Here is a 12,527-nt window from a genome sequence, read left to right on the forward strand (position 1 = left end):
AATGTGTATTAACATACATAAATGAATCCATTTCGTAATACCTCTGACTTATGACATGGCAACGGAAGGTCTTCCATGGTACAATAAATCGTTCTCCTGAATGTATTCAGGCAAAAAAAGAAATATGGGGTAATAATGAACATGATTATCAAATGTAAAATTTCAGGTTCGGTAAAGAGGAGGGGTCACCGCCATGTCATTTGGTGCTCGTGTACTTAAGACGGGAATTGCGGTCACGCTTGCCTTGTACCTTAGCAGCCTGTTTTTGAACCCGCAATCTCCTGTGCCTGCCGCAATCGCGGCTATATTCGCGATGCAGCCTTCCATCTATCGCTCCTGGAAATACTTCCTGGATCAGCTGCAAACGACCACACTCGGAGCGATTGTAGCCCTGGTAGGCGGCATGGTATTGTCCAATGAGCCAATCGCTGTTGGATTAATTATTGTACTTGTCATTATGATTTGTCTTAAATTGAATATGGGTGAGACGGTTGGGCTGACACTGGTCACGGTTGTATCCATTATGGAAGCATCGGGTGACTGGCATTTTGCACTCAATCGTTTTCTGTTGACACTGGTTGGCATTGTATCTGCGTTTCTTATTAACATTACGGTATTTCCACCGAAACCGAAGATACAATTCGTGAGGCAAATCCAGAGTGTATTCAGCGGCATGTCGTTACTTCTGCGAACATCAATCTCGGATGAGATCAAGGAGGTCGTGTTTCGGGAAGAGAAGAACAATCTGGGCGGCTCCATCAAGTCGCTATCCGACAAGTATAACTTGTTCGAAGAGGAACAAAAGAAAATGAAACGTTCGAAATTCAGCGAGACCCGGCAGATGGTGGTCTACAAACAAATGCTGCTGAGTCTGCAAAAAGGCTACGAAGTGCTGGATTCGGTGGAACGCCACTATTTCCAGGCACCACGGACAACAGCAATGGATCAGTTTTTTGATTCTCATCTGGAACTGGTTATCAAATTCCATGAGCATGCATTGCTCAAGTTCGAGGATAAGCTGAAACCGAACGGGGAAGAGGCCGCACAGTTCGTACTGGATAATGACCGTTTCATGGAGCAGGCGATCACCCAGTTTGATATCGACAAGGAAGGGATGTTACGATTGTCGATCGTGGCTGCTGCAATCTATGATTACGGATATCAGTTGGAACGTCTGAATCGACTTGCCGAGCATGTGCATAGCTCTAGTGAAGACAAAGAATCACAGGACAAAATTTTAAATTGGCTAAAGTGGCCTTAGATGCGAATTGCATACTCGCTTCACGATCATATACAATGGAACTACAACATTGCCCGGACAATCGTGTCCGGGTTGTTTTGTCATACATACAGCTGAATGGCATGAATGAATTTTAACGAACTGAGGGATAGAGACATGATTATAGAGGCATTGGACGCTGAACTAATGGAGTGGTTGAGTGGGACAAATCTAGATCATAAACAGCACGAAGCCATGCAGCTGCTGACTGTATCTGAGGATCAGTGGCCGCATCAGGCGATGATTAGTATGGGGGAAGTGATTGCGCTAAATCCGCATCAGCTCAGACTGGCTCTATGGCAGGGTACACAGACCAGTATGAACATGAGCAAAACAGGCAAGGCTACCTTGATTGCGGTTCAAGGACATCGATTGCTGCATATCCGTATAGAAGTAGAATTGCTGCCTGAGATGAAGGGGGCTCTTCATCCGAGAGATCGTTTTGAAGCGCAGGTGCTCCAAGTACGTGTGGATCACGCGCCATATGCGGAGATCACTTCAGGAATAACCTTTCAATTAAAAGATGAACTTGGAGCGATTACACGTTGGCAAGAGACGATTGAGGAATTACGAAAGTAGGCATAAGCAGTTTTATCAGTTGAGGACCCAGTGATTGGGTAATAATGAAGAAGAAAACAACAAAAAACGCCTCCGCTTGCATCGGGACGTTGTCACTGGTACAATAAAAAATGGTTTTCAGAAAATTAGAACTAATTAACATATAATTAAAATGTTTACTTTCTAATAATTATACCATTGCCTTTTCGGGCTTGTCAAATGGGATTTTGAGGACACAATCCGGGGAAAGAGGGGCTATTAACATATGAGTACAGAGCAGCAGTGGAATGAGGAACAACAACGGGTCAATACGGTGACCGACCAGATTGAGCGCAAGATCACAACGTTAGAAGCTGAAGTCGGTTCCTTCCGGGACGAAGTGGTTGGAATGAGAAAAGACTTCTGGGACGAAGTCACAATGAACTTTAGCGAAGCGGACGATGTGGGGGAAACTTCAACCAGCATGCGGCAGCAGTCGCAGGTACTGTCCGATCGGGAGCGTAGCCATCTCAATACAGCGGCTGCCCTGGACAAAATGAAACGACTGCATCATTCGCCGTATTTTGGCCGTATTGATTTCAAAGAAGATGGATATCCAAATGCAGAACGCATTTATCTGGGCATTGCCTCGTTGCTGGATGAGAAGGAAGAATCTTTTCTGGTCTACGACTGGCGTGCGCCAATCTCTAACCTGTATTATGATGGAGCACCCGGTCCGATCACATATCATACACCAAGCGGGGAGATCAGCGGTGATATAGAAATGAAGCGGCAGTTTGTCATTCGGGACGGACGTATTCGCTTCATGTTTGACACGGGAGTTACGATTGGTGATGAGTTGTTGCAGGCTGTGCTTAGTCGAACTTCGGATGCACAGATGAAGAGTATTGTAGCGACCATTCAGAAGGAGCAGAACCGGATTATTCGCAATGACCGGACACGTATGCTCATTGTGCAAGGCGCAGCTGGCAGTGGCAAAACATCCGCGGCGCTCCAGCGTGTGGCCTATCTTCTCTATAAATATCGCGAGCATCTGCAAGCGGATCAGATGGTTCTTTTTTCACCGAATCCAATGTTCAACAGTTATGTCTCCACGGTACTGCCTGAGCTTGGGGAGGAAAACATGTTGCAAACGACCTTCCAGGAGTATCTGGAGCGCCGTTTGGGTCGTGAATATCAACTGGAAGATCCGTTTATTCAGCTCGAATATGTACTTACGGGAACGGAAGATCCCGATTATGATGTTCGCATGTCCAGCATTCGGTTCAAGTCATCGGAATCTTTCCTGAAAGTCATTACGCGTTATAAAGAAAGCATGCTGTCAGGTGGCATGAAATTCAAGCCGGTTCGCTTCCAGGGCCGAGCAATTGTCACGTCAGAGGCTATGGCTGAGAAATTCTACAGTTTCGAGTCATCCGTTAAGCTGGTGAGCCGACTGGAGATGTTGCGAGACTGGATGCTAAAAGAACTGTCTGCCTTTGGTAAAGGTGAACTGGATGCGCCTTGGGTCGATCAGCAGCTTGATCTGATGGAGCCGGAGGATCTGCAACGTGCATACCAACGGTTAAAGCGCAAGCAAAAAGGAAAGACGCATACGTTTAATGACTTCGAGCAGGAAAGAGAAATTCTGGCACGTATGGTGGTCAGTGACCGACTCAAACCGTTGCGAAAATGGATCAAGTCCTTACGATTCGTTGATATAAGACAATTATATGCACATCTGTTCAACGATCAGGGTCAGATGGTGCGACTACTGGGTAACGAAGCGTTGCCTGCCCAATGGGATGAAATCTGTAGAATGACTTTACGCAGATTGAAGCTCCAGGAGTTGGCATACGAAGATATTACGCCATACTTGTACCTGCGTGAGCTCATGCTTGGATTCCATATTAACTCCAATATTCGTCATGTCATTATTGATGAAGCCCAGGATTATTCTGCGTTTCAGTTGGCATTTATGAAGAGATTGTTCCCTCGGGCGAAAATAACAGCACTCGGTGACTTCAATCAGGCAATCTATGCCCACTCTTCAGTCCTTAGTGGAACAGGACCTTTGACTAACCTGTACGGTCCAGATTATACAGAGGTAATTGAGCTGACCAGGAGCTATCGTTCTACCCGGGAGATCGTGGAGTTTACCCGTGGCATGGTGCCTGGTGGGGAAGAGATTATTCCATTTAACCGTAGCGGCGAGAAGCCTAAAGTTATCGTTTCTTCTGATTCCAAGCGTCATATGAACGTCATCACGACAGACCTCAAGCACTTGATTGAGGAAGGGTATGAATCAGTAGCAGTGATCTGCAAGACCGCCGAAGAGAGCAGAGAGGTGCATGCTGCATTGAGCAAGATACTGCCCACAGCACCGAAGTTAATCAAGAAAACGACGCTGGCTTTTGAACAGGGTGTTCATGTCATCCCGGCGTATCTGGCCAAAGGTGTGGAATTCGATGCTGTCCTGATCTATGACGGCTCTGCGGAGCAGTACGCCCATGAGCATGAACGCAAATTGTTCTACACGGCTTGTACGCGAGCGATGCATCTGCTGCACGTTTACTGCGTCGGCACACCGAGTCCGTTCATTACCTCGCAGTCGGAAGAATGGTATGATCTTGGCAAGGTGTCTGCTGCGCAAGTGGACTGACATATCACGTTCATGTGCATGAAGAAGGCTTCCGTTCAGTGGAACGGGAGTCTTTCTGTATATGATACATATATCGGGAAGAAGCTAACTTCGCGAGGGAAGTATACATGATGTGGTTCCAGCCATATAGGTAATCGTATGGAATGAAAATACCTAACGTGAATTCGTAAGGATTGGGTTCTGTGGATAAATGTGACTCCATAATTTGTATTCAAGCACAATGGATGTTATTTTTCTTTACACATGAGGTCTGGACTCATATAATCGTAACAATATATTTTTTTTGGATCGTTTATTAAAGGAGGCAACAATATGAACAAATCATCTTTTGAACGGCCGCTTATGGCCGATTGTGTACCGGATCTGGTCGCTACAGCCCGGGGAGATATGCCAGCGACTTTGGTCATTCGGGGAGGCACGCTGGTAAACGTGATATCGGGTGAGATTTTGCCTGAGATGTCCATAGCTGTTCAAGGAGCTCGAATTGCTTATGTTGGTAAAGATGTAAGCCACACGATCGGAGAACATACCCGGATTATTGAAGCGAACGGCAAGTATATCGCTCCTGGTTTGCTGGATGGACACTGCCATATTGAAAGCACACAGATGAAAGTAACCGAGTTTGCGAGAGCGGTATTGCCTTCAGGCACGACGGGAGGTTTCTTTGACCCGCATGAGATCTCCAACGTGCTTGGTCTCAAAGGTCTGAGACTGATGCTGGATGAAGCGCGGACCACACCGATGGCTGCTTATATGCAGGTGGCTTCCTGTGTGCCTTCCACCCATCCAGGACTGGAGACAACCGGTGCTTATATCGGGCCTGAAGAGGTAGCTGAGGCTCTTTCCTGGGGTCCGGACATGATTGGCCTTGGGGAAGTGATGAACTTCCCTGGTGTCGTTTACGGGGACGAGACGATGATTGGTGAGATTCAGGCGACCCTCCGGGCTGGCAAAGTGGCAGATGGTCACTTCACCTGGGCAGCAGATGATTGGCGTTTGCCGGCGTACGCAGCGAGTGGAGTTACGGGGGATCATGAATGTGTGACCAAGGAAGATGTGGTCGAACGTCTGCGACTCGGGATGTATGCGAAGATGCGTCAAGGTTCGGCATGGCATGATGTGGCGGAGACCATCAAAGCCTGTACGGAGCTTGGACTGGATACACGCCGGATGATGCTGGTGACCGATGACCGAAGTTCTGAATCCCTGCTCAAAGAAGGACATATGGACTTTGTGGTTCGTCTCGCAATCTCCCAAGGTGTGAAGCCGGTCACGGCTTTCCAGATGGCAACCATTAACACAGCTGAGCGCTTTGGTGTTGCACGCGACATTGGTGCGGTTATTCCGGGCAATATAGCCGATATTATTCTGCTGGACGGCCGGCTGGCGGATGTACGTGTGGGCATGACGATTGCTGCCGGGCAAGTTGTGGCCGAGAACGGGAAAATGACGGCGGTCTGGGACAGCTTCACGTATCCGGAGGAAGCGCTGAACACGGTGAAGTTGGAAGCTAATATTCAGCCAGAAGATCTGGAACTTGCTGCACCGATTACAGAGGGTACGATTGGTGCCAAAATCATTCATGTGACAGAGAACCATGTGGATACGAAAGAGAAACACCTGCCTGTCACCGTAGAGAACGGCAAGGTTGTAGTTTCAACTTCAGGGGAAGTGTGCAAAATTGCGGTATTGGAGCGTCACAAACAAACCGGGAATCGGGCGGTTGCGCTTGTTGGAGGCATCGGCTTCACATCACCTGCAGCGATTGCGATGACGGTTGCTCATGATAGTCACAATCTGTTAATTATAGGTAATGATGATGCCCTGATGGCCGAAGCCGGTAACCGCGTCATTCGGATGCAAGGTGGGGTAGCTGTAATAACAGCAGCAGGTGTAACTGAGTTCCCACTGCGGATTGCAGGTTTGATGTCAACCGAGTCTTTCGAAGTCGTTGCAGCCCAATCGGCAGCAATCAGTGAAGCTTTACAGTCCGCAGGATGTACGTTGAATAATGCGTTCATGACCCTTTCCTTGCTCGCGCTGGTAGTGATTCCAGAATTACGGTTGTCCGACAAGGGGCTTGTGCGGATCTCGGCAGAAGGTATTGAACTGGTTTCCCTTTTCGATGAAGTGGTTGACAGTACACCAGTAGTTCCATCGGGTAATGAAGGATAGATTTATCGACTACAGCTCAATTAAATGGATATACATGCAAAGCCGCCTTAGGGCGGTTTTTTTGTGCGTTTTGGGAGAAAACGCTTTCTAGGTCTTCTGGATCTTTGTATGCATATGGCAATAATGACTCAAGTCGCGCTGAAATAAGGGTCAATTTAGAAAACAGTGAATAATTGTGACTTTTGAACTATACATACAGAACTACGAATTCCCGAAATATAGTTATATGATTCTTTCGTCGTAAGTCTTAAAGATGATATTGCATATAGAAGCAATCCAAATTCGTCGTACTTAATAAGTATCCATTAAATGAATATGAAACGACACAATTTCATCCAGATTTGCACGTCAGAGCTGATAACTTCAGAGGGAGTGTACAAATATGAAAAGCAAAAGGGGTTACCGTTTTATCGTATTACTATGTTGTTTGATCCTGTGTGCGAGTACAGCCTGTTCTTCCAAAGCCATTGCGGATGGGTCAGTCGACAGTTATGCAACGATTTATGGGAAACTTGATGCACCGGTGAGAGCGACATGGGTGTGGGATACGACCCAGATCCGAAGTAATCCTCAAGAGGTGTTAAATTACGCTACAGCGAACAAGATCAATACGATCTATCTGCAGATGAACCGGGATATTAAAATTCCTGAGTATAAAAGTTTTATCCGCCAGGCGAGAGCCAAGAACATTGCGGTTGACGTCATGGATGGAAGATCAGCCTGGGGGTTGACGGAAAGTCGGGAGCAGATTGCATCTTTCCTGGACTGGATTGAGGATTATCAGGCGCAGGCGTTGTCCAATGAGAAATTTGCTGGTATTCATCTGGATATTGAGCCACATGTTCACCCACAATGGAAAACCAATCAGGCCAGTGTGATTACCCAGTGGCAAGGGAATGTGGAGTACATCGTTGAACGAGCATCCCGCATGAAGATGCCGGTAGCGGCTGATCTGCCTTTCTGGCTCGATAACTACAAAATTCCGGGTTCAACAATGGCCGTAAGCAGCTGGATGATTCGCAAGTTTGATTCCATCACCATTATGGCTTACCGCGATACAGCTGCTGCAATCTATAGTGTAGCGAAGGATGAACTTGCAGAAGCAGCTCTGCTCGGCAAGACGATCTCAATCGCCGTGGAAACAAAGCAAAGCAAGGAAGGCGACTTCATTACTTTTTATGAAGAGGGATCTGCTTATATGGAAGCGCAATTGAAGTTGGTCGAAAAAATGGCTTCAGTACATGCGTCCTTTAACGGTTTCTCTGTACATGAGTACACTTCGTGGAAGACGCTGAAAAAGTGAGACATCAATGAATAAAGAAGGTGCTTGCAGCTGAAGAGCTGTGAGCACCTTCTTCTTCTATTATACCTGAACCAAGGCAGATTCCATGGCCACATTCTCATAGAACATTTTGCGATATTGTGATGGTGTGGTGGCTTTATGCTTTTTAAATGTAGTGATGAAGTAGCTTAGATGCTCAAAACCCACATCCATGGCGATATCAACAATTTTGTGATCCGTATTTTCAAGCTGAACGCAGGCCTGTTGAACGCGGTAATAGTTAATGTAATCAACCGGGGTTTTCTGCACCATCTGTTTGAAGAAACGGCAGAAGTGTCCTTCGCTCATATTGGCTTCATCGGCCAGTTCTTTCAGCTTCAATGGTTCAGGATAACGCTTGTGGATATACCCGAGCACGGATTTCAGGCGCTCTACCTTGTCATGACTCCCTGTAGCGATGGTGCCTTTGAGCGGAGCAGGTCTCATATGTTCGAACATACGGGCAAATATGAGATACAGGTACGCTTTCGTTGACATTTCACACGTTTCGGTCCGGGTAGCATGGTCTGCAAATATACGTTTCAGGAGACTCAGAATTTCGTGTCCCCAATCCTCATCTGCCTTGATATGACTGGGGGGAATCACCGTTTTGCGTACCAGTGGACCGATGAATTTCTCTTGAATCGTATCAAAGGTGCGGCTGCCAAGCAGCTCGGGATTAAATACAATGGAAGAGAATACACAGGGAACATCGCCCTTCAGATAACCCGCATGAATCTCGCCTCGATTGATAAAAATGGCTTCTCCAGCTTGAACCTCAACGGTGTTCATATCGATCTGAAAGACGGCGCAGCCCTGAGTAACCATGGTGAACTCCATTTCATCATGCCAGTGGCAATCCAGAATGCTATCGCCGTTCAGCTGTTGTATATCCGGGTACACACTGACGGGATACATGGCATTGCCGTGAATCCGGTCTTCCCGTAATCGTTCACGTTCCATATCCGATGCTCCTTTTAGTATCATTATTAATGTAATCGTTTCCATAGATTGGTGTTGATGTTCAAGAATCGGATGGTTATTATCAAAATCGTGATATATTTAGTCAAAATAAGAGAAGAAATTCGTTATTAATATCAATATTATTATAATATAACCAAAGGGGGAAAGAAAACATGAAATTTACTGATGGATTCTGGATGACTCGTGAAGGGTATCAGATTCAAAACCCGACTGACATTCGTGATATTGTACAAAAAGAGAATTCCTTGACCGTATACGCGGCAACTAAATATATTCGTACCAAAGGCGACACGTTGAACGGTACATTGCTGAAAGCAACGTACAGCTCACCTATGCCTAACGTTATTCGTGTAACGTTGAATCACCATAAGGGCGGAGTGAAAAAAGGGCCTGTATTTGAGCTTAACACGCAAGATGCAAACGTTGACATCTCCAAAAATGAACAAGGGGCTGTTCTGAAAAGCGGCAATCTGGAAGTTCAAATCGACAAAACAAACGGTTGGGACGTCAGCTTCCTGTATGGCGGAAAACGCATTACTGGTAGTGGTCAACGAGCGGCTGGTTATATTACAGGTCCGAGCAAGGAAGCGTACTTCCGCGAGCAGCTTGATCTTGGCATTGGTGAATACGTTTACGGACTCGGTGAGCGCTTCACTCCGTTTGTTAAAAATGGTCAAATCGTCGATACCTGGAATGAAGATGGCGGTACAAGCAGTGAGCAGTCCTATAAGAACATTCCGTTCTATCTGTCCAATAAAGGATATGGTGTATTTGTAAACCATCCGGAACGCGTATCGTATGAGATTGCATCTGAGAATGTATCTAAAGTGCAGTTCAGCGTAGAGGGCGAGACGTTGGAGTACTTCATTATCGGCGGCGACAATCCAAAGGATGTACTTGATAATTATACGAAATTAACAGGTAAACCTGCGCTTCCACCAGCATGGACGTTTGGTCTGTGGCTGACAACATCATTCACAACGGATTATGATGAAGCAACGGTTAACCATTTCGTAGATGGCATGGCTGAACGTGATCTTCCGTTGTCTGTATTCCACTTTGACTGCTTCTGGATGAAGGAATATCAATGGTCTGATTTCGTATGGGATGAAGCGATGTTCCCGGATCCGGAAGGCATGCTTGCACGTCTGAAAGAAAAGGGTCTCAAAATCTGTGCTTGGATCAACCCGTATATTGCAGAAAAATCCTACTTGTTCGATGAAGGTATGGAGAACGGTTATCTGGTCAAAACAGCAGATGGCAGCGTATGGCAATGGGATATGTGGCAAGCAGGTATGGCTCTGGTTGATTTCACGAATCCGGATGCTGTGAATTGGTATAAGAGCAAGCTGGAAGTCCTGCTGGATCAAGGTGTAGATTCCTTCAAGACAGACTTTGGTGAAAGAATTCCGACAGATGTCGTGTACTTTGATGGTTCTGATCCGGTTAAAATGCACAACTATTATACACAGCTCTATAACAAAGCTGTATTTGAATTGCTCGAAGAGAAGATTGGCAAAAACGAAGCTGCCCTGTTTGCACGTTCTGCAACAGCAGGTGGTCAACAGTTCCCGGTTCACTGGGGCGGTGACTGCTCTTCCACGTATGAATCCATGGCTGAATCGCTTCGCGGTGGCCTTTCACTTGGGCTTTCCGGTTTCGGATTCTGGAGCCATGATATCAGCGGCTTTGAAAGCACAGCGAGCCCTGACGTATACAAACGTTGGGTACAATTCGGACTTTTATCTTCACACAGCCGCCTGCATGGCAGCACTTCGTATCGTGTGCCTTGGTTGTTTGACGAGGAATCCGTGGACGTTGTTCGTGACTTTACCAAACTCAAAATCAGCCTGATGCCGTACCTTTACAATTCTGCGGTGGAGTCGACGGTAAAAGGTATTCCGATGATGCGTGCTATGCTGCTGGATTTCCCAGAGGACCCAACAACATATAGCCTGGATACCCAATACATGTTTGGCGATTCGATTCTTGTGGCTCCGATCTTTAACAAGGAAGGCGATGTGCGTTACTACCTGCCTGAAGGAACTTGGACGAACTATCTGACAGGAGCGAAGGTACAAGGTGGACGCTGGATCAGTGAGAACCATGACTTCAAAACGCTGCCAATGATGGTCAAACCAAACAGTTTGATTGCAGTGGGTGCTGTGGATAGCAAACCGGATTACGACTTTGCAAATGATGTATCCCTGCACTTGTTCGAGCTGGCTGATGGCCAAACGGCTCAAGCTGTCGTTGTGAACCAAGCTGCTGAACAGGAGCTAACAGTTAACGTTACACGTAATGGATCAGTGCTGGAAGTTCGTGCTGAAGGCGCGGGCAAACCATGGAACTTGGTGCTTCGAGGCATTGAGAGTGTATCTAACGTTGATGGTGGTTCCCAAGTATCTGGTGCAACTGGTGTTGTCGTTACGGCAGCAACAGGCGCAACCTCACTTACAATCCAACTGTAAAATGATATAGTAAAGGAAAAGGACGGTGCCGTAAGGTGCCGTCTGTTTGTCTACAAGGATAGGAGATTGAATGAAATGAGTACGATGAATTCGGGTTTGCACTGTACGATATCAGCTGAGATGCTGCATCAACTGGTAGAGATTAATTTTGGAAGCGATACCAAAGTGAAGGAGTTTGGTCTCCTGCAAGGTGGACTTTTTAATACAACCTATCGAATTCAACTTGAACATACATCCTATACGGATGTGATTTTACGTTTGGCCCCGGAGCGGGGAGAGATGGCGGTCGGTTCTGCGAGTGATCCCCTGTTTTCGTTCGAACGCACCATGATGGCGGCTGAACCGGTCGTGTATGAATATTACCGCAAGGCAGGTATTCCTGCTCCCAACATTATCGCCTGTGATGACAGCGGATCCATCATTCCAAGAACGTACATGTTTATGGCGTTTATCCCGAGTAAGCAGCTGGATCACGTATCAATTTCAAAGGAAGACAAACAGCGATTGTACCATCAGCTTGGTGTCTATACCGCCATCATGCATCAGATCGAGGGCGCATCGTTTGGATGGCCCCAGGGTGATGGGACGATTAAAGGCTCGGATCAATGGTCCGAGGTGCTGCATTCTTTTGCAGAAGAAACGGCACTTAAAGCGGCACAAGTCGGTTACATGTCAGGTGTGGGAGAAGAGATCGCCGCTATTTTCATCAAAAATAAAGACTTATTCGATCAAGTGACCCGTCCGGTACTCGTTCATAATGACCTGTGGGAAGCAAATGTGCTTGTTCATCAGGAAAAAGGCGAGCTAAATATTGCGGCCATCATTGATGGAGATCGTTCCATGTTCGCCGACAGGGAGTTTGAAGCCATATTGTCGACAGAATCGCTGGCTTTTCATGAAGGATATGATCGTCCACTGGACTCATCCGCTGAAGGACAGGCACGCAGGCTTGCGTACCGAATACTGTCTTCGTATTTTAATGCCTACGTTCATGAACATCAGGTCAATCAACCTGAAGATGGTCAGAAGTATCGCCAGCGTACGCTGGATTTACTGGAGCAATGGAAGCAACTTGCACATCACTAATTCGCAGGGGGA

At 46.7% G+C, this 12,527-nt stretch carries 8 protein-coding genes; 7 read left to right on the forward strand and 1 reads right to left on the reverse strand.

Going from position 1 to position 12,527, the window contains the following annotated elements; genetic code table 11:
- The first annotated feature begins 193 nt into the window (after nucleotides 1–193).
- The 5 genes from NKT06_RS10570 to NKT06_RS10590 all read left to right on the forward strand — a co-directional run bounded on the left by NKT06_RS10570 (nucleotide 194) and on the right by NKT06_RS10590 (nucleotide 7,956).
- The gene (locus NKT06_RS10570) at nucleotides 194–1,261 is read left to right on the forward strand and encodes an FUSC family protein (RefSeq protein WP_253433510.1); all 1,068 of its coding nucleotides are present in this window, start codon (nucleotides 194–196) and stop codon (nucleotides 1,259–1,261) included.
- A gap of 135 nt (nucleotides 1,262–1,396) precedes the next feature.
- Entirely contained in the window at nucleotides 1,397–1,858 is a 462-nt protein-coding gene (locus NKT06_RS10575; RefSeq protein ID WP_253433513.1) for a pyridoxamine 5'-phosphate oxidase family protein, read from the forward strand.
- Between the two features lie 244 nt (nucleotides 1,859–2,102).
- Nucleotides 2,103–4,478, forward strand: a complete 2,376-nt coding sequence (gene helD, locus NKT06_RS10580; RefSeq protein WP_253433516.1) for an RNA polymerase recycling motor HelD — start codon at nucleotides 2,103–2,105, stop codon at nucleotides 4,476–4,478.
- A gap of 312 nt (nucleotides 4,479–4,790) precedes the next feature.
- A complete protein-coding gene (locus tag NKT06_RS10585) occupies nucleotides 4,791–6,653 on the forward strand; it encodes an adenine deaminase (protein WP_253433519.1) in 1,863 nt (620 codons plus the stop codon).
- 382 nt (nucleotides 6,654–7,035) lie between these two features.
- Nucleotides 7,036–7,956: a hypothetical protein gene (locus NKT06_RS10590; RefSeq protein WP_253433522.1), complete on the forward strand. Its 921-nt coding sequence runs from the start codon at nucleotides 7,036–7,038 to the stop codon at nucleotides 7,954–7,956.
- 60 nt (nucleotides 7,957–8,016) lie between these two features.
- Here NKT06_RS10590 and NKT06_RS10595 read toward each other — a convergent pair whose 3' ends face one another.
- Complete coding sequence (locus tag NKT06_RS10595; protein WP_253433525.1) at nucleotides 8,017–8,937, reverse strand: helix-turn-helix domain-containing protein; 921 nt, start codon at nucleotides 8,935–8,937, stop codon at nucleotides 8,017–8,019.
- A gap of 173 nt (nucleotides 8,938–9,110) precedes the next feature.
- Between NKT06_RS10595 and yicI the strand changes: the two genes are divergently transcribed.
- Together yicI and NKT06_RS10605 are read left to right on the forward strand one after the other, a co-directional pair.
- Complete coding sequence (gene yicI, locus NKT06_RS10600; protein ID WP_253433527.1) at nucleotides 9,111–11,429, forward strand: alpha-xylosidase; 2,319 nt, start codon at nucleotides 9,111–9,113, stop codon at nucleotides 11,427–11,429.
- 75 nt (nucleotides 11,430–11,504) lie between these two features.
- Complete coding sequence (locus NKT06_RS10605; RefSeq protein WP_253433530.1) at nucleotides 11,505–12,515, forward strand: phosphotransferase family protein; 1,011 nt, start codon at nucleotides 11,505–11,507, stop codon at nucleotides 12,513–12,515.
- Nucleotides 12,516–12,527: the final 12 nt, after the last annotated feature.

It is taken from the genome of Paenibacillus sp. 1781tsa1, assembly GCF_024159265.1.
In the GTDB taxonomy this organism is placed as follows: domain Bacteria; phylum Bacillota; class Bacilli; order Paenibacillales; family Paenibacillaceae; genus Paenibacillus.

Bases quoted from the DNA above. Each gene is read 5' to 3' on its own strand.
- NKT06_RS10585 (WP_253433519.1), top strand. From the start codon at position 4,791: ATGAACAAATCATCTTTTGAACGGCCGCTTATGGCCGATTGTGTACCG.
- NKT06_RS10570 (WP_253433510.1), top strand. From the start codon at position 194: ATGTCATTTGGTGCTCGTGTACTTAAGACGGGAATTGCGGTCACGCTT.
- NKT06_RS10595 (WP_253433525.1), bottom strand. From the start codon at position 8,937: ATGGAACGTGAACGATTACGGGAAGACCGGATTCACGGCAATGCCATG.
- NKT06_RS10605 (WP_253433530.1), top strand. From the start codon at position 11,505: ATGAGTACGATGAATTCGGGTTTGCACTGTACGATATCAGCTGAGATG.
- yicI (WP_253433527.1), top strand. From the start codon at position 9,111: ATGAAATTTACTGATGGATTCTGGATGACTCGTGAAGGGTATCAGATT.
- NKT06_RS10575 (WP_253433513.1), top strand. From the start codon at position 1,397: ATGATTATAGAGGCATTGGACGCTGAACTAATGGAGTGGTTGAGTGGG.
- helD (WP_253433516.1), top strand. From the start codon at position 2,103: ATGAGTACAGAGCAGCAGTGGAATGAGGAACAACAACGGGTCAATACG.
- NKT06_RS10590 (WP_253433522.1), top strand. From the start codon at position 7,036: ATGAAAAGCAAAAGGGGTTACCGTTTTATCGTATTACTATGTTGTTTG.